Annotated in this window: 18 protein-coding genes and 2 pseudogenes; 8 read left to right on the top strand and 12 right to left on the bottom strand. The window is 44.0% G+C overall.

The features are described 5' to 3' along the window. Nucleotides 1-157: 157 nt before the first annotated feature. A complete protein-coding gene (locus tag V7K31_RS17780; RefSeq protein WP_335095718.1) occupies nt 158-1,480 on the top strand; it encodes a D-alanyl-D-alanine carboxypeptidase in 1,323 nt (440 codons plus the stop codon). A gap of 80 nt (nt 1,481-1,560) precedes the next feature. Further along, the gene (locus V7K31_RS17785; protein ID WP_335095770.1) at nt 1,561-2,778 is read left to right on the top strand and encodes an HhoA/HhoB/HtrA family serine endopeptidase; all 1,218 of its coding nucleotides are present in this window, start codon (nt 1,561-1,563) and stop codon (nt 2,776-2,778) included. 357 nt (nt 2,779-3,135) lie between these two features. Here the strand turns inward: V7K31_RS17785 and V7K31_RS17790 are convergent. From V7K31_RS17790 to V7K31_RS17815, 6 genes and pseudogenes are all read right to left on the bottom strand, one after another. Continuing rightward, nucleotides 3,136-4,042, bottom strand: a pseudogene (locus V7K31_RS17790) (MBL fold metallo-hydrolase). A gap of 11 nt (nt 4,043-4,053) precedes the next feature. Next, nucleotides 4,054-4,437 (bottom strand): aspartate 1-decarboxylase, encoded by a 384-nt coding sequence (gene panD, locus V7K31_RS17795; protein ID WP_335095720.1) that lies wholly within the window; start codon nt 4,435-4,437, stop codon nt 4,054-4,056. A gap of 156 nt (nt 4,438-4,593) precedes the next feature. Continuing rightward, nucleotides 4,594-5,106 carry an inorganic diphosphatase gene (locus V7K31_RS17800; protein ID WP_334831161.1) on the bottom strand — a complete coding sequence of 171 codons (513 nt, stop codon included), beginning with the start codon at nt 5,104-5,106 and terminating at the stop codon, nt 4,594-4,596. A gap of 420 nt (nt 5,107-5,526) precedes the next feature. Then, entirely contained in the window at nt 5,527-5,715 is a 189-nt protein-coding gene (locus V7K31_RS17805) for a hypothetical protein (protein ID WP_334944383.1), read from the bottom strand. 1,439 nt (nt 5,716-7,154) lie between these two features. Next, a complete protein-coding gene (locus V7K31_RS17810) occupies nt 7,155-8,126 on the bottom strand; it encodes a DUF362 domain-containing protein (protein ID WP_335095721.1) in 972 nt (323 codons plus the stop codon). Nucleotides 8,127-8,355: 229 nt separating this feature from the next. Further along, nucleotides 8,356-9,777, bottom strand: coding sequence for an aspartate ammonia-lyase (locus tag V7K31_RS17815; RefSeq protein WP_335095722.1), 1,422 nt, complete (start codon nt 9,775-9,777; stop codon nt 8,356-8,358). Nucleotides 9,778-9,864: 87 nt separating this feature from the next. On the opposite strand from V7K31_RS17815, the gene V7K31_RS17820 reads away from it, so the two are divergent. The 4 genes from V7K31_RS17820 to V7K31_RS17835 all read left to right on the top strand — a co-directional run bounded on the left by V7K31_RS17820 (nt 9,865) and on the right by V7K31_RS17835 (nt 14,505). Further along, a complete protein-coding gene (locus tag V7K31_RS17820; RefSeq protein WP_335095723.1) occupies nt 9,865-11,037 on the top strand; it encodes an RNA-guided endonuclease InsQ/TnpB family protein in 1,173 nt (390 codons plus the stop codon). Between the two features lie 170 nt (nt 11,038-11,207). Then, entirely contained in the window at nt 11,208-11,726 is a 519-nt protein-coding gene (gene pgsA, locus V7K31_RS17825; protein WP_335095725.1) for a CDP-diacylglycerol--glycerol-3-phosphate 3-phosphatidyltransferase, read from the top strand. Between the two features lie 569 nt (nt 11,727-12,295). Continuing rightward, on the top strand, nt 12,296-12,994 hold the full coding sequence (locus V7K31_RS17830) for a class I SAM-dependent methyltransferase (RefSeq protein WP_335095727.1): 699 nt from the start codon (nt 12,296-12,298) through the stop codon (nt 12,992-12,994). A 458-nt stretch (nt 12,995-13,452) separates the two neighbouring features. Beyond that, the gene (locus tag V7K31_RS17835; RefSeq protein ID WP_335095728.1) at nt 13,453-14,505 is read left to right on the top strand and encodes an aldo/keto reductase; all 1,053 of its coding nucleotides are present in this window, start codon (nt 13,453-13,455) and stop codon (nt 14,503-14,505) included. Nucleotides 14,506-14,536: 31 nt separating this feature from the next. Here V7K31_RS17835 and V7K31_RS17840 read toward each other — a convergent pair whose 3' ends face one another. Further along, nucleotides 14,537-15,433, bottom strand: coding sequence for an SDR family oxidoreductase (locus tag V7K31_RS17840; RefSeq protein WP_335095729.1), 897 nt, complete (start codon nt 15,431-15,433; stop codon nt 14,537-14,539). A 182-nt stretch (nt 15,434-15,615) separates the two neighbouring features. Between V7K31_RS17840 and V7K31_RS17845 the strand changes: the two genes are divergently transcribed. Continuing rightward, the gene (locus V7K31_RS17845; RefSeq protein WP_335095731.1) at nt 15,616-15,819 is read left to right on the top strand and encodes a hypothetical protein; all 204 of its coding nucleotides are present in this window, start codon (nt 15,616-15,618) and stop codon (nt 15,817-15,819) included. Between the two features lie 212 nt (nt 15,820-16,031). Here V7K31_RS17845 and V7K31_RS17850 read toward each other — a convergent pair whose 3' ends face one another. Beyond that, complete coding sequence (locus tag V7K31_RS17850) at nt 16,032-17,393, bottom strand: NAD(P)/FAD-dependent oxidoreductase (RefSeq protein ID WP_335095733.1); 1,362 nt, start codon at nt 17,391-17,393, stop codon at nt 16,032-16,034. A 101-nt stretch (nt 17,394-17,494) separates the two neighbouring features. On the opposite strand from V7K31_RS17850, the gene V7K31_RS17855 reads away from it, so the two are divergent. Further along, the gene (locus V7K31_RS17855) at nt 17,495-17,626 is read left to right on the top strand and encodes a hypothetical protein (protein WP_335095735.1); all 132 of its coding nucleotides are present in this window, start codon (nt 17,495-17,497) and stop codon (nt 17,624-17,626) included. 75 nt (nt 17,627-17,701) lie between these two features. Here V7K31_RS17855 and V7K31_RS17860 read toward each other — a convergent pair whose 3' ends face one another. The 4 genes and pseudogenes from V7K31_RS17860 to V7K31_RS17875 form a co-directional block, all read right to left on the bottom strand. Next, a complete protein-coding gene (locus V7K31_RS17860) occupies nt 17,702-18,559 on the bottom strand; it encodes a class I SAM-dependent methyltransferase (protein ID WP_335095736.1) in 858 nt (285 codons plus the stop codon). A gap of 147 nt (nt 18,560-18,706) precedes the next feature. After that, nucleotides 18,707-19,726: a tRNA-dihydrouridine synthase family protein gene (locus V7K31_RS17865; protein WP_335095737.1), complete on the bottom strand. Its 1,020-nt coding sequence runs from the start codon at nt 19,724-19,726 to the stop codon at nt 18,707-18,709. Nucleotides 19,727-20,203: 477 nt separating this feature from the next. Next, nucleotides 20,204-20,537: pseudogene (locus V7K31_RS17870) on the bottom strand (IS1 family transposase); the annotation flags it as partial. Nucleotides 20,538-20,673: 136 nt separating this feature from the next. Then, nucleotides 20,674-21,852, bottom strand: a complete 1,179-nt coding sequence (locus V7K31_RS17875) for an RNA-guided endonuclease InsQ/TnpB family protein (RefSeq protein WP_335095738.1) — start codon at nt 21,850-21,852, stop codon at nt 20,674-20,676. Nucleotides 21,853-21,886: the final 34 nt, after the last annotated feature.

Raw genomic sequence — 21,886 nt, forward strand, 5'->3', positions numbered from 1 at the left:
TCGCTTTCTGGTCAAAGGAGCCACGAAAACAATATAATTCACCCTACTTACAGATGAGAAAGACAGCAGTTATTATGGCTCAATACTGATTATCGTCAAAAAGCTTGTATATTAGCACAGGAAACAACGTATTAGAATCCTAACAGAGGAATAAAACATGCTGGAATTATTGGGTTCAGGTTTGGTGTCGCTCTGGCTGGAAATGGCCGGAGTACAAATCAAGCCATTAGATGCCTTAGATGCATTGACTTGGCAAAGTAGCCCTGGCTTAGTTCTTGCCCCTGATCCCAATCCAGCTGGGGCGACTACGGTGCAGGAATATCTGAAAAAGTTGATCACATCAAAAGTGGTAGCCCCAAATCTGGCCCAAAGTCAGGGAATTTGGATGCAATCGGGGCCGATGCTGATGGCAAATCACCAAGGTACAACACCTCTGCCGGCTGCCTCATTAACCAAAATTGCCACGACATTAGTTGCTTTGAAAACTTGGGGGCCAGATTACCAATTTGATACTTTGGTTAGCGTCACTGGCCCAGTGGTAAATGGGGTTGTGCAGGGCGATTTGGTGATTACAGGCAGTGGCGATCCTTTGTTTGTTTGGGAAGAAGCGATCGCTCTTGGTAATACTCTCAATAAAATGGGCATCAAGCAGGTAAAAGGAAATTTGATCATTACTGGCAGTTTTGCCATGAATTTCCAACGTCTGCCGATGCTAGCGGGTCTGATGCTCAAGCAAACACTAAATCGTGCGACTTGGGGCCGCCCCGCTATTTACACGTACTCAATTATGCCGAAGGGAACGCCCAAACCTCAAGTTGTGATTACAGGTGGGGTGAAGGTTGAAGCCCAACCAAACGCTCAACAAACTTTGTTACTGCGTCATCGCTCCTTGCCCTTGAAGCAACTAATCAAGGAAATGAACGTTTACAGTAACAATGATATGGCAGAGATGCTGGCAGACTCAGTAGGGGGAGCAAATGTGGTGCAATCAACCGCCGCCAGCCTTGCGAGGGTGCCACAAATGGAAATTCAGTTAATCAATGGTTCTGGACTTAGCCCCCAAAATCGCATTTCCCCCAGGGCTATCTGTGCCATGCTCATGGCTATTCAAGTTGAGGCATCTACCCATCAACTAAATCTAGCTGACTTGTTCCTGATGTCTGGATTTGATCACCGAGGGACACTGCACTCCAGACACATTCCCCTTGCTACTGTGATCAAAACTGGTACCCTCCGGGATGTGAGCGCTTTAGCAGGAGTGATGCCCACACGCGATCGCGGTTTAGTTTGGTTTGCGATTATCAACCGGGGGACAAATCTCTCGGGTTTGCGGACTGGACAAGACCAACTATTGCAAAGTGTTGTCAAACAATTACAAGTATCTCCAACCGTTCCTGCTGCCCTCACTCCCCACTCAGCTATCAACTCTTTACCCCCGCTAGGCGCAACCAGTCGGAATAAAATCTTGTTCAAAAGTTAGTTTATCTTGGTAAAAATAACTATATATAGATTTGTCACGACTAAGCAACAATTAGGCTTATAAGAATGTTGGCTGTGATTATGCGATTTCCCAAAATATCCCGATCTCTACGTCAACTTACTACTCATGTTTTAGCGATCGCGCTCGGAGTTGTACTAATGGTTAGTACATTGCAAGTGTTGCCCTCCCAAGCCGAACCAGCACCCAGAGTAACTGCTCTTGATACTTCAAAACTAGCTGTCCAACGGCAATCACCAGCTAGTGCTGCCATCGGTAGCACTAGCTTTGTCACAGCAGCAGTGAATCGTGTGGGCACAGCAGTTGTCCGAATTGATACTGAGCGGACAATTACTCGTCGCGTTGATCCATTTTCGGAAGACCCCTTTTTCCGTCGGTTTTTTGGTGACGGGTTTTCCCAACAGATGCCTTCTGAGCAGCAGTTGCGCGGTCTAGGCTCAGGTTTCATTATTGACAAGAGCGGGTTAGTTCTGACTAATGCTCATGTGGTCGATAAGGCTGATAAAGTAACAGTCCGGCTCAAAGATGGCCGCACCTTTGAAGGGAAAGTTCAAGGTATTGATGAAGTCACAGATTTGGCAGTAGTCAAGATTAATGCTGGTAACGATTTGCCAGTTGCGCCCTTGGGTTCTTCCAGTAATGTCCAAGTAGGAGACTGGGCGATCGCAGTTGGTAATCCTTTGGGATTTGATAACACCGTTACCTTGGGAATTATCAGTACCCTCAAACGCTCCAGCGCCCAAGTTGGTATTAATGACAAACGCTTAGACTTTATTCAGACAGACGCCGCCATTAACCCTGGTAACTCTGGCGGTCCACTATTAAATGGTCAAGGTGAAGTGATTGGAATTAACACAGCCATTCGTCCTGACGCGATGGGTATTGGGTTTGCCATTCCCATCGATAAAGCCAAAGCGATCGCCGCGCAACTGCAACGTGATGGTAAAGTTGCTCACCCATATTTAGGCGTGCAAATGCTAACTTTGACACCTGATCTTGCCAAGGAAAATAACACTGATCCCAACTCTCCGATTCAGATACCAGAAATTAATGGTGTTTTTGTGATGCGAGTTGTCCCAAATTCTCCCGCCGCATCTGCCGGTATCCGGCGCGGGGATGTAATTCTTCAAGTTGATGGTAAAGCTATTACCAGTGCTGAACAATTGCAGAACTTTGTGGAAGACAGTCGTCTTGGTCAAGTATTACAGGTGAAAGTGCAACGGGGTAATCAGACACAGCAGCTTTCAATCCGCACAGCCGAATTGCAAAATAATTCGTAGAGCCGCACATCTGTTACTGGTGTCAACTTAAGCTGAAAGCCAGTCTAGAATAACCTTTCTCTCGTTCCCAGCCAGAGGCTGGGAATGCCCCCTGTGAGGCTCCACCTCGTTTATTAGCGGCAGCAGTTGCCGTAATCATTAAAGCATCTGTCTTAGCTAACCCCGCGTAATGCTGAAATAATATTATGTCCGTTTGATTGCTTATTAAACCCGAATAACTCCAAAGAGCCAAAGCTGTGCTTTGTCTTCCCTCCCCGCAAGCTCTTAGGGGTTGGGGGTGGGGTTCTTTTATTATGGGTAATTTGGCGGACATGAAATAACATCTTGGGCTGAGTGATGCCGAAATTTACCTTAAATCTACTTACCAACAGTTAAAACTAGACCTTCATGGGCTAGTATTGCTTGAGGAAAAGCAGATTTAATATCGACTTGAACCCGGTCAAGAAAATCATCATGGTCATCTGGGTGATGATGAGAAATGACTAGCCGTTGGACGCCTGCATTTAGAGCTGCATTCACCGCAGCTTGCCAGAGTAAATCAGCAGAGTCATGATTGTGAGACGTAGGAGGAGTGTAAGTGGCATTGGCAATCAGCAAGTCAACGCCTTTAATAAATTGTAAAATCCGCTCTCGCTCCACTTGATCTGCATTCTGGTGCAAATCCGTGACATAAGCAACACTATAGTCTTGCCAAGTAACTCGGTAGCCAACTGAGCGCTGAGTTTGATTGATTAATGCGGTTGTAATGGTGACATCATCTAGCTTCACCTCACTGTCTGGAGTCAGATTGTAAAACTGCAATTCCGACTGCATTACCTGTAAAGGGTAAGGAAAGTGTGGTTGGAGCATCTGGTCATACAGACATTGTTTGATTGAGGCTCCATTTGAGGCAGCTGTGCCGTAAATGTGAAAACAATTTTCCCCAATAAATGCGGGAGCGAAAAAGGGAAACCCTTGAATCCGATTTGCTTGGCAGTTGGTAAAAAATAAATGGGCTTCTAGTGGCTGTTGCAGTTGTTGCCAAGTTTTACCCAGTATGCGTAAGCCAGTACCGCCATCAAAAATCAAGCGTTTCCCAGCTACATGTATTTCTACACAAGCGGTATTACCACCATAACGATTGGTGTTGCTACTTGGGGTGGCAATCAAACCTCTTACACCCCAGAATTGCACGATAAATTCACTTGCTGGACTACTTGGCATGGTAGCTGACTTTTCAGATAGGTATGTAGCTCTGGGAACCCGACAACTCAAAATTTGACATTTTCCTTGAAATTAGACCTTAGTGAGCAGGTCATCGTAGCGCCGCACTTCCAACAGCCTGTTTTTTTCGTCCACAATGACTACCGTAGGAGAGTAACTTTTTAACTCTTCTGGAGTGAACTGCCCGTAAGTCATTATAATCAAGCGATCGCCAATAATGCCCAGACGTGCCGCACCCCCATTTAATTCAATGACTCCTGAATGGGCTGGAGCCGGGATCGCATAGGTAATAAAGCGCTGACCGTTGGCACTATTAACTACTTGCACCTGCTCATAGGGTAAGATACCAGCTTTTTCCAAAAGGATTTCATCAATGCTGATACTACCCACGTAGTTGATATTTGCCCCTGTGAGGGTGCAGTTATGAATTTTTGCCAAAAGGAGAGTACGCTGCATTTGGTTTGGGATTAGTGGCAGTTTTTGCGTTCCGTAACAAGCGAAAGTTATTAGAGTGAGGAGCGAGAAGTGAGGAGTTAGGAACGCGATTAATCGCGTCTCTAACTCCTAACTCTTGTACAGACGCGATTAATCGCGTCTCTCCTAACTCTTCTATTATCCTCTATAAGCTTTAACGGATTTTTCTACTAAAGCTGCAACCTTGTCCACATCTTGCCAACCGAGAATTTCAGTCACCTTTTTTTCCAAATTTTTATAACTACGGAAAAATTCGGCAATTTCATCTAAACGGTGTGGCGCTAGGTCTTTCAGTGATTTTACTTGAGTGTAGCGCGGATCTTTGTCAGGAACACAAAGGATTTTCTCATCGCGATCGCCTCCGTCAATCATCTCCAAAAAGCCAATCGGTCGTGCGGCAATAACACAGCCTGGAAAGGTTGGCTCGTCAATGATCACCATACCATCTAGGGGATCGCCATCTTCAGCCAAAGTATTGGGTACAAAGCCGTAGTCATAGGGATATTGTACCGAAGAATAAAGTACTCGGTCTAGAGCAAAAGCTTCTAGTTCCTTGTCGTATTCGTATTTATTTTTACTTCCGCCAGTAATTTCAATCAGAACGTTGATTAGACCCGGTTTTGGTTGGGCAGGAATACGAGATAAGTCCACAAAAAAACTCCTCCGGTAACAGTGAATCATCAGGGAACTCAGCTTCGCTCCCCGTGTAGAATTTTAGGGCAATATGGATCTCTTCCCAAGGTATTTATTCTACGGGATGGGGCATTGGGCATTGGGCATTGGAAACAGACAAGGAAGAAACTTATCCCCTTGTCCCCCACTCCCCTTGAAATGGAAAAAGCGTTGCGAGGAAACTTCGCAACGCTTTTTTCAAGAGGGTATTATGGATATCCTCCGCCCTTGATTGCTGTTAGAGGCATTTCTGCCACTACTTTGTCAAGACAACTGAAACCCGGAGTCACACAATACAGATTCAGCTTATTCCTGATAAGCTAAATCCAAATCTACAGAGATTGTCTCAAAATCTGTTTTCTAGCTTTCCTGCTGGCGAAATGCTACTGGGAAGCTTTATCAATCTTTACTTCCTTGGAGGTTTTGGATTAGGGGTTGCTGGTTATTTTCAACATTCGTTGAAGAATAGTGGGCGATAACAAATACGGGTAGGGTGAGAGTTAACAGAGCGATCGCAGTTCCCACAATGTCTGCCAAACGTTGGGAATATGTGTCGGCAGAATTGGCAGACTGGCTATTTGAATTCATACAAAATTGAAGTTATTCGTAATACTGTGCAGGTCTACTCTCTCAATGAGAGTCTTGATGCTATTTTAGCTATTTTTCAATTGTAAAATGTCTAGCATTGTACAAGCTAAACCAGTTTTACAACTGTCATGATAGCGTTTTCATACATGAAATTCTTAATACCAAATTACAAGTCAACAAATCATGTTTTATTTTGTGATTAATGTTTTCAGATGTTTCCCTGTATGGTGTAACAGTTCGCATACGCAAACCCAACTTTAACAGCATCATAAATTACATTTTTTCGCTGCTTAAAGATTAATTAGCAAAATGTATTTGTCCGATACTTTATGATTATATCATTCTGCAACGCCTTTGATAAGGTCATTTTACTGAAATTGCTAATTTGTGATACAGAACACAAATTAGCAATTTCACTGAATATCTATCGCTGCTTTCGATTGTTGTATAGTAGATATACACAAAAATATTTGACACAAAAGAAGAAACTGGTAGGAATGATTTTTGTAACCACTCATAACTACCGAATAAATACAGATACCTCAACTGTTTTGTGCAGCATGGATTCAGTAATACCACTAAACAAATATTTCAGAATTTCAATTTTCAAATCTATGTAATATCACAGCAATTTTGTCAATCTATATATAGGTAGAGTAAAAATGCTTGTCAGTTCTGCGGTTCTAGCTGACAACGAGTTGCTGCTTGGACGCGCAGCAGAGAAATTGAGCTATTAATAATGTAGCCTGTATAAAATTGCATTGAGGCAATGTGCAATCTTCACTCCGCCTAGTCTATTTACCTGAAAATAACTGTAAAAAAGGCGATCGGTATAGTAGACATCTTCAGAAATGAATTATGCCTTACGTGTTTAGAGATATCGATGTAGTATAAGTCGCATTGGCATTGTCAGCTGATGCATTGGCATTGCAGGGTATTACGCCATGTGCGATTTTCTCTCAAACCTAACCCCCAACTTCTTCCCTCGTTCCCATACGGAGTATGGGAATGCATTCGTTGAGTCTCTGGCTGAATGTCTCACTGGAGGCAGTAGCCCCTAATCAGCCATTCCTAGCTTTGCATGGGAACGAGAGAACCAGAGAACAATGGAAAATCGAGCTTTTTTCGACTTGTGTGTACACCGTAGCCTTATTAAGGAGAGGGATTGGAGGTGAGGTTTTGATATGTACTTCATGCAGATGGGAACTGCTATGACAAATTAATCAGCTAAAAAAACCGCCACTAACGTATGATAGGGCGGTCTGGTTAAGCAATCGGAGGGTAATTACAGATTAATCTGCTAATAAATGAAATTGTTGTAACGAAGTTTGCACTTGCAAATTCGGGATTGGGTAATTCAATTTTGGATTTTGGATTTTAAATTTTGGATTAAATTTCAATCTAAAATTCAAAATCTAAAATTCTTGCTCACCCACTCCCTACTCCCTTCGGTAAACACTCGTTGGTTCCTTGATAAATCGGGTGTAAAGATGCTTAAACGTAGACTTAATTACGCGAGGCATACCAAAATCGATGGGCATCAACTTGTCTGGTAGCCGCCAATCTTCTATTTTTAATAAGTCAGGATTTAAATGCGGAAACTCTATGGCAGCAAGTTCTGGACAAACTCCTAGTCTTTGGGAAGCTGCAACTGTAGGCACTTGTTCAGGAGAAACATTGAGGATTTCTACCATTGCCCGATCTAAGGCAAATATATCTGATGCGGCTGCTAAAATGCCAAGTTGGCGAGGTTCACCGTTGCTGGGTCCATTACCTTCATGACCGATTATGCCATCTAATATGGTTAAGTTAGGGTTAATTGCCCTGGCAGTTTCTACTAACATTTCACCAAATCTATTCGCATCTTTTCCGGCTTCCATGTGCCACCAAGCTTTCATTTTGCCAGGGACGCAACCAAACAAGTTTTTTACGCCCAGTGTTAATGTCAACTGCATATGTGATTTCACTTTAGGTAGGTTAATCACTACGTCTGCTTCCATTGCTTCTTTAGACAGCCGCAAATGGTTGAAATTGTCACTAACGGTTTGGTAACGCTGACCGTGAAAATCGATAATGGGAAGATTGAGTTCTTCTAAAATAGACAGATAGCCGTTTGCTACTGCTACGCCCTTAGCACTGCCAAAAGCCGGACTATCGCCCAAAAATGGCTTACCGCCAGCCTCAATTACCATCTGGGCAACTTCGTAAACTAGTTCGGCACGAGTGATACACTCTTTACCAGGACGTGACCCTGTAAGTAGATTCGGTTTTAGTAAAACGCGATCGCCTTTTTTCACAAACGCTGCCATTGCTCCAAATGGTTCCAGGAGAATAACTAAGGATTCTCGTAAAGCCTCTCGTTCGTAAGATGTAGCCCGAATTAAACTGACGGATGGTTTTTGAGTCTGCATAGATAGATAGGGGAGTGGTGAGTGGTGAGTGGGGCAATACTGTTCGGTTAAGGCAAGAGACGCGATAAATCGCCGTCTTTACAATAATCAGTCCTTCGTCCTGACGGCGATTTATCGCGTCTTTGGGAGTGGGGAGCAAGAATTTTAGATTTTGGATTTTAGATTGAAATTTAATCCAAAATTTAAAATCCAAAATCCAAAATTGAATTGCCCTATGCCCCATAACCGATTATTCTGTCTTGAGCGGTAAGATACCACTCATTTGTTCTAGATTTAAGACTGTGGCTAAGTCTGCTTCACTCATCAATTCTCGTTCTAAAACAATTTGGCGCAGGGATTTGCCAGTTTCTAAAGATTCTTTGGCGACAGCTGCGGCATTTAAATAACCGATGTGGGTATTTAGTGCGGTTACTAAAGCTAAACTGCCTTCGGCATAAGCTAAACAACGTTCCCGGTTAGCAGTAATTCCCTCAATGCAGCGTTCGGTGAGTGCGGCGATGGTATTACCCAGAATTTCGATACTGTGAATCAAGTTATAGGCAATCAGTGGCATCATCACATTTAATTCTAATTGTCCGGCTTGTGCGGCTAATGCGATCGCACTATCGTAACCCATCACCTGAAAACACACCATTGATGTCATCTCTGCCATGACTGGGTTATATTTACCTGGCATAATCGAGGAACCGGGTTGCACTGGAGGCAGTTGAATTTCTTTCAAGCCAGTTTTTGGCCCCGAATCCATCAGCCGTAAATCATGAGAGATTTTGACTAAATCCTGCGCTAAGTTCCGTAAAGCACCGGAAACATTTACAAATGGTGCCATACTTTGCATGGCTGCCATGAGATGGGGCGCAGGTTCTAAAGGAGTGTCAATCAATTCTGAGAGAACTTCCACTACACGGGCGCGATATAGAGGATGAGTATTTAACCCCGTTCCGGCTGCACTACCTCCCAAACCCAACACCATCAAATCACCAGAGGCGGTATAAATCCGGTTTTGATGTTCTGTAAGAATTTGCGCCCAAGCCCGAAAATTCTCACCTAAACGCACGGGTACTGCGTCTTGCAAGTGGGTTCTGCCAGATTTGACGATATCTTGAAATTCTACAGCTTTGTTTTCTAAGGATGCGATCGCACTATCTATTGCTGGGTGTAATGTCTTGGATAATGCCAATAAACCACCAATGCGAATTGCGGTCGGAATCACATCATTGGTAGACTGCCCATAATTAACGTGATCATTGGGACTAACACGTTTATAATTCCCCTTTTCTTCACCAAGAATTTCTAAGGCGCGATTTGCCAGAACTTCGTTGACATTCATGTGGTGGGATGTTCCAGCACCCGCTTGATAAACATCCACGACAAATTGATCGCGGAATTTCCCAGCTAAGATTTCATCAGTTGCTTGCACAATCGCCTGACTAATATCTTCAGGAATGCAATTCAGTTCACCATTCACAATTGCTGTAGCTTTTTTAATTATCAATCCAGCATTTACGTAAGTAGGTAGAGGCTTGATGCCGCTAATGGGGAAATTTTCGATAGCCCGCAGCGTTTGAATACCGTAATAAACGCTACTAGCAATTTGGCGATCGCCCATTGAATCGCGTTCGATGCGGAATTGAGAGTTTGTGTGTTCAGTCATCAAAATCACTGGGTAGAAACCCCGTCATAAAGGACGGCTTTATATTAGATTTGCGAATTTCACAGAATAAATATTATAATGTGAGGTATGACACAGAAGGCATTCAAGTACCGATTCTATCCAACTCCTGAGCAAGAAAAATTGCTTAGGCGAACGATGGGTTGCGCTCGTTTGGTTTATAACAAAGCACTCGCCGCAAGGACAGAAGCTTGGTATGAACGACTTGAGCGAGTCGGGTACGCTGAAACTTCTGCCATGCTGACTCAATGGAAAAAGCAAGAAGACTTGCAATTCCTCAATGAGGTTAGCTGTGTGCCAGTGCAACAAGGATTGCGGCATCTGCAAACAGCATTTACTAACTTCTTTGCAGGTCGGGCGAAATATCCCAACTTCAAAAAAAAGCATCATGGTGGCAATGCGGAGTTTACCAAATCCGCCTTTAAATGGCGAGACAGTCAAGTGTACTTGGCAAAATGTATTGAACCATTGGCCATCCGTTGGAGCCGAGAAATTCCTTTATGTGCAGAACCATCTACCATTACTGTGAAGCTCTCGCCCTCTGGCAAATGGACTGTTTCTTTGTTGGTTGATGTTCAGATTGAAGCATTGCCCGAATCTCCTAATCAAATTGGTTTGGATTTGGGTATTACTAACCTTGGTGCCTTGAGTAATGGCGAAAAGATTGTTAATCCTAAAAGCTTTAAACCTAAGCGCCGTAAACTGCGTAAAGTCCAGAAAGCGCTTAGTCGTAAGAAAAAAGGATCTAATAATCGACACAAAGCTAGACTCAAAGTAGCTATTGTCCATGCAGAAATTAGCAATGCGCGTCAAGATTTTCTTCACAAATTAACAACTCGACTGGTTCGTGAAAACCAAGTGATTGCAGTCGAGGACTTGTCGGTGAAGAATATGATTAAAAACAGGAAACTTGCCCTTGCTATCAGTGATGCTAGTTGGGGCGAATTGGTCAGACAACTTGAATATAAGTGCGACTGGTATGGTCGCACCTTTGTCAAAATTGATCGTTGGTTTCCTAGTTCCAAGCGATGCGGACATTGTGGACATATCGTTGAGAAGTTGCCTTTAAATATCAGAGAGTGGGATTGCCCCAAGTGCGGCACACATCACGATAGAGATATCAATGCTGCTAAAAATATTCTTGCCGCAGGGCTTGCGGTTAATGTCTGTGGAGCGACTGTAAGACCCGAACAGAGTAAATCTCGGAAGGCTAGTGCTATGAAGCAGAAACCTAAGTCGTGAGTCTTAGGAATCCCCGTACCTTTCAGGTTGGGGAGGATGTCAAAGTATTGTTTTAAGAGAGCTACAGAAAACAGATTTTCCCACGCAGCCACACTAATCTGCATATATTTTGCATATTTACTTGGCTGCTTGTTGCTTTACACTTGTTAATTTTGGTTTTTGAATTCCCTATGAGCATACCCAACTGGATTACCTTCTCTCGCCTATTGGGGATACCATTTCTGCTTTACGGTTTATATAATCCTACTCCTCAAGCTAAGTGGATATGTTTGGCGATTTTTCTGATTGCTGCATTGACTGATTGGTTAGACGGCTATTTGGCGCGAAAACTCAACCAAATTACTGACTTGGGTAAATTTCTTGATCCCTTAGTCGATAAATTGCTGGTACTTGCGCCGTTGATGGTTTTTATTGAACTAGGAAAAGTGCCAGCTTGGGGAGTGTTTTTGATTTTAGCGCGGGAATTAGCGATCGCTGGTTGGCGGGTGAATCAAACGACGATTACCGGAGCGAACATTTGGGGTAAACTCAAAACTGTTAGTCAAATAGTTGCGATCGCGCTTCTGATTGCGCCCCTACCTGAAGTGTGGCAAATTCCCTCTCTGATTGCCTTTTGGGTTTCTGTCGCCCTGACTTTAATATCTGGGGGTATTTATCTTTTGCCACAAAAAGCTAGCACTGCTGATTGAAAACAGCGAAACACCAAAACGGAAACCAGGAGGTTTGCGTTCACATAAACTGCCATAATTGAAAATAAACTGAAGGATGATATTTCCGTATCTGTTTATCGGAAATCGAAGGGTTAAAAACCTGTACCATTACACGTAGCTCGGAGGCGGAGTGTCTTCAACTCCGCTCAATTTACAGCTATTTTCAGGTAAATAGACCACGCAGTAAGCGCACAGCAATGCTCATACGTGTCAACTTAAGCCCAAACCCCTTTAAAACCTCGTTTCTAGCCTCTGGCTGGAAATGCAGATCAATTGCGGCTCTGCCGCAAGTCTTGAGGCGGCAGCCCCCCCGTTAGGCATTCCCAGTCAGAGACTCTTGACGAGACAATCTCTAAAAGCTAGTTATAGAGTGGTTTTTACGTTAAGTTGACACCAATGAGCAATGCTGTGCCCCTACGACAGATGTGGTTCAAATACTTGAATTCTGCTGTAAGTCGGGGTTTAAATCCCTGTCTGAAATTGTCTAAAATGTTTGAATTTTGAATGCGTAAATTTTTAATTTTTAAAATGGAGTGGTATCGGTTTATATGTTGGAACAAGAAAGAGAAAATTTGCAGTTTTATGTTAATCAGTTAGCTACAGAAGCTTTACAAAAATCAGAACCATCGGCGTGGTTTGATATTTTATATGCCGGTGCTAAAGGTGATGCAGCACAAATTCCTTGGGCCAAGTTAGTTCCTCACCCTTATCTGCAAGATTGGTTGACTAATCGTGAAGCATTTACCTCACAGCAAAAGGCGTTAGTAATTGGTTGTGGCTTAGGAGATGATGCCGAAGCTTTAGCGAATCTGGGATTTGAAGTAACCGCCTTTGATATTTCTCCAACAGCTATTTCCTGGTGTCAGCAGCGATTTCCTGATTCGACTGTCAACTACGTAGTTGCTGATTTATTAGCAATTCCCTCACAATGGCATCAAGCCTTTGAGTTTGTTTTTGAATGTCGCAATATTCAAGCTTTACCCTTAAATGTGCGTTCTTCAGTTATTTCTTCAGTTGCCCATCTAGTTGCTCCAAATGGAACACTATTGCTGATTACTCGTGTCCGAGACACAGAAGTTGAACCGAATGGCCCACCTTGGGCATTATCAAGCTCGGAACTTAAACAGTTTGAAAGTTTAGGATTATATCAAGTAGAACAACTTGTGTTTTCAGACTCTGAGCAATTTGAGGTTAAGCAGATGCGAATTGAATATCAAAGACATAATCCTATTAGCCACTCAGTTTAATCTCAAAGAGTTTAAGTTCAGTCCCAAGGCGATCATTGTCTACCCAATAGTTAACATCAGCAAAGCTTTCGATATTCTGAGATGTCGATGGTTTGGGCGATGCCTACGGCAACCCCTTGGATGTACATAATTTGTCTGAAAAAGTGCGATCGCTAAAGCAAATGGATCTGAGAGAAAAAGTAAATTTTTCAGATAAAATATTAAATTCAACTTTTGATATATTAGTTTAAGATAATGCTAAAAGTCTTGTTAATCTGAGTATACTTTTGTTTTAAATTTCTACCCCAATCCCGATGATCAGGTAAGGGTTTTCGTCGGCTTTGTTACATCCTTTTTTGGACGCCTCATAATTTTCTCCGTCCCTTTTTCTGTCTTGTCCCCTTTCTCTGTCTTCAGCCTTATTGGTGGAGACAAAACACTTCCACAGACCTTTTTGTTCCAGTTAGAGGAGAAACCCCATGAGCCTCACCGCCTTCCGCACCCTTGGTCGCTCCGGCTTAATCGTCAGCCCACTTGCCCTCGGCACTATGACCTTCGGTACCCCGCGATGGGGTGCGCCCGACGAGGTTTCGGCGTCTATCTTCCACACCTATGTCGAGGCGGGTGGCAACTTCATCGACACTGCCGACGTCTATGCCAAGGGTCGCAGCGAAGAACTAATCGGTAGCTATATTGCCGATCGCAGTCTGCGCGATCAACTGGTGCTTGCAACCAAATTCACCTTTCACAGTGGCGAACCAGGCAACCCGAATGGGGGCGGTAACGGACGCAAGAACATGTACCGTGCGTTCGAGCGATCGCTGCGTCGGCTACGCACCGACTACATTGACCTCTACTGGATGCACGCCTGGGATCTGGTCACGCCCGTCGAAGAGGTGCTACAGTCGCTCGGTGATCTGGTGCGCGCTGGCAAGATCCGCTATTTTGGATTCTCAGACGTGCCCGCCTGGTACACTGCCAAAGCAGCTGCCCTTGCTACAGCGCACGGTATTCCCGCACCGATTGCCTTGCAGCTTGAATACTCCCTTACCGAGCGCAGCATCGAGCGCGAACATCTGCCTGCTGCCCGTGACTGTGGACTCGGCATCTGTCCCTGGAGTCCGCTTGCTGGCGGCTTTCTTGCTGGCAAGTACCAGCGCGAGGGCGAAGGAGCTACCGGACAGGGACGGCTCAGTGGCAGCAATCCCTTCGGCAATCAGAAGTTTACTGATCGTAACTGGCGCGTCCTCAACAGCCTGCGGACGGTCGCCGCGCAAGTTGAGCGTCCACTGGCGCAGGTCGCCCTCGCCTGGGTTTCGGCGCAGTCCGGCATTACCTCGCCCATTCTAGGTATCAGCAAGCTCGAACAACTACACGATAACCTGAACTCGCTGGACATCCGCCTCACCCCGGAACAGTTGCAGATGCTAAACCAGAGCAGTGCGCTTGACCCCGCCTTCCCCTACGGCATCTTCACAAGCGAGGTGAACCGCAGCCTCTTCGGCGGTACGACCGTTCAGGGCTGGGGATAGCTGCTTCGGTTCATCAGCAACACAACAGACATTACGCAATACCGACACCACCCGTTATGCCATAAACCTCTCCTGTGATGTAGCTTGCCTCCTGTGAAGCAAGCAGTACGTATACAGGAGCGATCTCTACAGGCTGTCCGGGTCGTCCCAGTGGAACCGTGGAGCCAAATTTCTCAATCTTTTCCTGAGTCTGACCGCCACTGGGCTGTAGCGGCGTCCAGAAAGGACCGGGCGCTACAACGTTGACGCGCACACCTTTCTCAATCATTTGTTTAGAGAGTGCTTTGCTGAAAGTAACAATACCTGCTTTGGTGAGCGCATAGTCAATGAGTCCCTCTGAAGGTTCATACGCCTGAATAGAAGCTGTATTAATGATCGCTGCGCCCGGTTTTAGGTGCGGTACTGCCGACTGCGTAATCCAAAAGAGCGCGTATAGGTTGGTCTTAAGCACCTTGTCGAACTGCTCGGAGCTAATATCCCCAAGGGAAGGCTGAGTCTCTTGTGCGCCGGCATTGTTGACAAGAATATCTAAACCCCCCAGAGATTCTACTGCATCTGCCACCAGTTTTCGGCAAAAATTCTCATCCGTAATGTCACCTGCAAGAGCCACGGCTTTGCGTCCCGCTTGTTCGATCAGTTCTATCACCTCTCGTGCATCCGCCTCTTCACTGGGAAGATAGGAGATTGCTACATCCGCCCCTTCACGCGCAAAGGCGATCGCTACGGCACGCCCGATACCGGAATCTCCTCCGGTGATCAACGCCTTTCGGTTTGCAAGCTTTCCACATCCTGTATAGCTCTTTTCGCCGTGATCCGGCTGAGGGTTCATCTGTTGAGCAAGTCCCGGTGCAGGCTGCGGCTGACGGGGGAAGGGCGGTTTTGGATATTGCAGACGTGGATCTTGCATCTCCAATCGATCATTTGTCATCTGTTGTTCCCATGTTGTGGTGTATCCAATTCTAGAATCGCTTTTGGATTGCATACATCCACTTGGGGCAACATCATTGTTGTAATTAGTAACAGCTTTAAGACTCTGGTGCATCTGTTCGACTCTACCTTTCGGCAGACTCCCAACAACTAGATGTTGCGTCTACTTGGTGGGAGAAAGTAGTGAGTATGATTTGCGATCGCAAATCATGCCAAAAATTGGTGAGTATTTCTGTTTGGGCTGCAACAGTTGGTTCACAAGCAATTTCGCCAGGAAAGTCGCAGCACCAACCTTTTAAAACTGATCGCTTAACGCCTTGTGAGTTGCAAATTGCAGAATTGGTTGCTTTGGGGCGAACTAACTCAGAAATGGGGAATCAACTTTGAATTACTGAAAATTTTGTCAAGCTAGCCTGAAAGCGAATGTTTCGTAAGTTTGAAGTTTCGTCTCGTGCAGAGATGGTTGCACAACTTTTAGCTACGAGGCATCATTTACCGGGGGCAAATCCCGATTCATTTAATTTGATGCTGAACTCCCGCCAATAATTTTTCAGTTTGGTGAACTTTGGATTGTTTTCAAATCTGAATGTTTTTTAGTTTCAATTTTTGCATTCAGCCGTTGCAGGAGTAGAAGGCTGTTCCACGCTATTGTTAGCAGTTTTTGCTTCTACAAAACCTTCTCGACCTGTAATCAATCTAGAGCGACGATTACGAGTGATATAATTCCACCCCCACTGAATTGCTACTACTAATTTAGTGTCAAACTCGATTAAGAAGTAGATGTGAATTATTAGCCAAAAGAGCCAAGCAATGAAACCTTGGAGTTTAATTATGCCTAAATCTACAACAGCTAAATTTTGCCCAATCATCGCCAAAGTACCCACGTCATTGTAACGAAATTGTGGCAAAGTATTACCTTTAAGCCTTCGTTGAATGAGTTTAGCTACATACTCTCCTTGTTGTTTGGCTACAGGTGCAACACCAGGTAAGGGTTTACCATTTTGATGGGAGAAGTTGCCTAAATCTCCCACTACAAAAATGTTTTTATAACCCTTGATAGTCAAGTCCGGTTCTACAATCACACGCCCGTCGCGATCGCACTCTACACCTGTACTTTTTGCTAGGGCTTTCCCCAAAGGCGAACCTTGAACACCTGCTGCCCACAATATAGTTTTTGAGGTAATTTCTGTCAATTCATCGCCTTGCTTGAAAGTAACGATGTTATTTTCAATATTTGTCACTCTGGTGTTAGTGTAGACAGCCACACCCAACTTTTGCAAAGATTCTGCTCCTACTTTCGATAACTCTGGCGCAATGTGTGGGAGGATGCGATCGCCCCCTTGCAATAGTAAAATTCTCGCTTCTGAGGTGTTGATGCTGCGGAAATCTTCTGTGAGCGTTTGGTATGCTAATTCCGCGATCGCCCCTGCTAATTCTACACCCGTGGGACCACCCCCCACAATCACAAAAGTCAACAAAGCACGGCGTTTTTCTGGATCAGTTTGTTTTTCTGCCGCTTCAAATGCCGAAAATATCTGGCGACGCATTTCTATGGCATCTTCAACAGTTTTCAAGCCAGGAGCAAATTCTTTCCAGTTATCTTTACCAAAATAGGAATGGTTAGCACCTGTGGCGACAATTAATGTATCATAAGGTACTACTTCATCACCCAGAATAACTTGTTGCGCTTTTGGATCAATATCATTTACTTCTCCCAACAACACTTTTGTATTCTTGCTTTTGCTAAATACAGATCGCAATGGTGCGGAAATATCAGCAGGTGATAGCGCACCTGTGGCAACTTGATATAAAAGCGGCTGAAATAGGTGAAAGTTACGTTTATCAATGAGAGTAACATTTACATTTGCTGTCTTTAAAGCTTTTGCTGTATACAGTCCACCAAAGCCACCACCAACGATAACTACCTGATGCGGTGCATTCTTCTCAAGAGAGGCTACCATAATAAATATTTCCTTGTGTTAAGAAGTTGTAACTATTCTTAACAAAGTTCTAACAGAATTATCATGCAGGTTGCCGTTTATTTAGAACAATTAAAAAAATCATGAAAGTAGCCAAAGTTAGTTTTTATTCGGATTTACCGAACAAGAAACATCTCCTAGTTGGTGGTAGCCGGACGGTAATTGTTCTAGTGACTCCTCGCTTGAATGTTATGAGCGATCGCCTTCTTGATTAATAGACTTATCCGAAAATTAGGTTTTGACCCTTGCTGTACAAGGCTTTGATACTCATTTGCGGATATGTCTAATCATTAGTTTGGTTTTACGAACTTAAGAGTCATGCGATCGCTCTCCCCAATGGCGACGAAGCGTTGCCTATCCTTTTCACCTTGGCTCAGGGTTGGAGGTAGCGTCCAAACTCCGCCCGGATAGTCTTTAGTATCTTTTGGGTTGGCGTTAATCTCTGATTTGCCCACTAATTTGAAGCCGGCTTTCTCCACAGCAGCAATTACCCCATCTTCTGACATATAGCCAGTTTTAATACTCTCTTGTAAAGAAATATCTGGTTTGCCACGGTGTTCTTCCACCCCTAAGATGCCCCCGGGCTTGAGTGCTTTGTAAGCCGCAGCGTAAACCTGCTCGGCATAGCCAGCTTTGACCCAGTTGTGAATATTACGGAAGGTAACAACCATGTCCACGGAGTTGGCTGGGGCTAGGGTGATTTCGTTTGGGGGATTGATTTGGGCTACTTTAACCTTACCAAAAACTTCTGGATGATCTGCTAGTACAGTTTGGAAAGTCAAAGCGGGTTTACTCGTGCGAGGAGCAAAGTTAGTAACGATGAGTTGACCCTTTGCAGCTAGAAATGGGGCTAATATCTCGGTATACCACCCGGTCCCCGGCCACAATTCAACTACGGTCATGTTGGGGCGTAAACCGAAGAATTTCAAAGTCTGGGCTGGGTGGCGGTACTTGTCTCGGTCACGATTTACAACGGAGCGATGACTGCTGGTAAGTATAGTTTGAAGCGTGCTTGTGCTATCAAATGTCGCTTTTTCCCTTTCGTTGGCTAGAACATTTGGGGGCATTACGGATGCCAATAGGAGTAAAGCTAGAGTCAGGGCTTTCAATAAGCCAAGGCGGGGGGTGAGATTTTGTGTAAATTTCATTAACAGTTAGTTCTGAGGGATAATCAGCTAGTGGGAACGCTCTTTGTAATCCCCTTGGAACTCAATCAGCTGCCAAGTGGCTTCCCAGCTTGCCGCGATATCTTTGTGATTGGATATGAGGATTTTAGCAGGGTACAGTTACCATAGTTACACGCTCAAAGAGGGGGCTAAGGCTAAAGTCTTGTTTTGATCAGCAAGGAAAACGCGATCGCAGAGGTTAAACAGTTCTACCTCAGTCTGTGTATGTCGCATCAGCCGCAGGAAATCACCTTCAGCGTCAACACTCAGGGCAATATAGTTGAGGAACATTTTGAGGTAGCCTACGCGCGATCGCTCTGGCATAGTTGCGGCTGTGGGGGTTTGCCATAAACGATCAATATAGTTGCGTACCTCTACTAAAGGAACGGGCGTAATCGGCTCGAAGCGCAAAGCTTGCCGAATTTGATTAAAAAGCCAAGGATTCCCGATCGCCCAGCGTCCCACCATCACACCCGCCGCCCCCGTTTGAGAAAGCACTTTAACAGCAGTTGCCGCAGAGTCGATATTGCCATTGGCAAGCACTGGACAATCGACTTGTCTTACCGCTTTAGCAATCAAATCATATTTTACTGCCCCGTGGTACATATCTTTCACCGTGCGACCATGCAAACTCAGTAAATCAATGCTGTGGCGATTGATTATATCTAGAATTTTGTAAAAGTTATCTGTATTTTCAAACCCTACGCGCATCTTGACGGTCAAAGGTCGATCGTTGACAGCAGAACGCAGTTCTCCCAAAATCCGATCCACTTTTTCTGGTAATAGCAGCAATCCACCCCCAACATTTTTGCGATAGATTCTAGGTGCTGGACAGCCCATGTTCAAGTCAACTCCAGCGATATTATATTTGCAGAGTTCCTTTGCTGTTCTTACTAAGTCTGAAATGCTTTCGCCAATCATTTGAGCAAAAACGGGGCGACCCGTGTCATTTTCGGTGATTGCTGCCAGAATGCTACGATTGAGCCGTGAGGTATCATTGACGCGGAAATACTCGGTGAAGAAATAGTCAGGACTGCCGTAGTGGGCAATCACCTTCATAAACCAGAGGTTTGTCACATCCTGCATGGGCGCAAGAGCCGTGAGAGGTAGATATGGATGGAGCGATTGGGGAAGCGATACCTGGGACATAGATATGAAGAGCGATCGACAAAGCATCACTCTATCAAAAAATGGTTACTTGTTAGGAACTGCGAACATAAAAGCCCAAAACTGCAATCAAGCTAAAATGCCATCAGCCCAACATCAGAACATAACTTAATACTCTGCATTACTGTTTTCTTCCACTCCTTGGTTTATTTAGAATTACATAGTACTTTATCCATGCTCCCGTATTCCTGCTCAATCAAATTCAACAGCTTTTCTTGTAACACATGGCGATGGAAAACCTCATCCCCAATTCAAATTACAATATTCATTCCTCGATAAAATTCATCCGTTAATAGTCATTGTCAGCCACACAAATCCCTTTACACTTAATACCGTTGGTGGCGGTGCGCTGACAATGAGAACATAGAACTTTTTCGTTTTCTGTTTCTTGATTTATCTTTATACTAATATTTGCCGTAAGAAAGTCTTTTTCGGTCTGGAGTTTTACAGTCATAAAGTTTTTTTTGACCCGACAAAGGTTTCTAGTTCATCTAACTCTCCAACTTCTGGAATTTCATCTTCTTGTGGTGCATCTGGAAATTGTTGAGCAATTTGTTTAACCCAATAAATGATTGTTGTATGAGCAACTCCTGTAGAACGCTCAATTGCGCGAAATCCCATACCATTAACGTACAGCTTCAAACATTCTTGTTTAACTTGATCAGAATATCCTTTTGGTGGATTATAGACATCGATGAATTGGCGATCGCAATTTACACAAATGTAATGCAAGCTTACCTCGCCGCTTACCATTCTTTCTTGCTCCAGTATAATGGCAGTATAAATATTGCATAGTATATAGACTGAATTCATCCCTGCTCCGAAAAACTTACCTAAACTTTCTCAAACGTGTTGATAAAGAATAGTGTTTTCTTCCTGCTTCAATCAAGGGAGTCGGCTCCTACTTGTCCACAGGCGTTAGGTTCCGCTCAAGCCAAGCGTACTTTATCAAGAGGGGCATTGCAAAGGTTGATCGCCGCGTTCTCATCCCGATCTTGAGAATGCTTACAGCTTTGACAATTAAATACTCGGTCAGACAACTTCATATCTTGCACATGACCACAGTTTGAGCAGGTTTTAGAACTCGGATACCATCTATCTACGACTTCTACTTTTGTGCCAAAATGCGCTTGTTTGTAAACAAACTGACGACGAATTTCATAAAAACAATTATTACTTACAGCACTCGCCAATTTATGGTTAGCAACCATCCCCTGGACGTTCAGATCCTCAATGCGAATAACATGAGCTTTGCGGCTTATATCAGTAGTCATTTTCTGAGTGGTATCTTGTCTAATATTAGCTATATGAGCGTGTTGTTTTGCCAATTGCGCGTAGTAAATTCTCCCCTTATTTGATGGCGTAATTTTTAGTTTTTTGTTACCGAGAATTTTGTTACGATTATGCCACTGCAACCGACTCAGCTTGGTTTTCGCTATTTTAGTCGTATGAGGCATATCGTAAAAACTACCATCAGAACAAGTCGCTAAAACTTTCACGCCGAGGTCAACACCAATTTTTTCTTCTTGATGAACAATGGGAGGAACATTTGCAGCATCCAAGATAAACGAAACCAACCATTTGTCAGCAATTCTCGAAACCGTAAATGTCTGAGAACTGCACGTAAAATCAATCTCCTCCTTTAATCTGAATTGCTTTAAACCAGGAAGTGTTATTACCTTACCTGCATTTATGACAACTCGATTAGTGAATGGCAGTGGTGGCTTACCTTTTTCTGGATAAATCCCAGCAGTCTTGTAAACTGTAAATGAGTCACCTTTCTTCTTCGACTTCTTCTTAGGAAATTGACCTAAACCTTTGCGCCATCTTGAAAAAGCATTTTTCAAGTCGATAAACGCTGACTGATATACTGTTGATGGATATAATTTAATCCAGGCATATTCAGACTTCTGCATCGTCACTTGAGTAAATAGTTTTTTGATAGCATCAATGCGTTTAGAATCAGATGCTTTTACGTCCTCAAAACTCCAAGATGCAGTTAGCAGTTCCAATCCATAGTTATAAACAAAGCGTTTAAAACCAGCATTGCCACGCATTAACGAGGTTTCAACATTATTTAGTTTTAACTCTCGCTTGATGGCAAACATAGCTAAACTTGTATAAACTTATTTACTTAAAATT

The organism is Nostoc sp., from assembly GCF_036917675.1.
In the GTDB taxonomy this organism is placed as follows: Bacteria; Cyanobacteriota; Cyanobacteriia; order Cyanobacteriales; family Nostocaceae; genus Nostoc.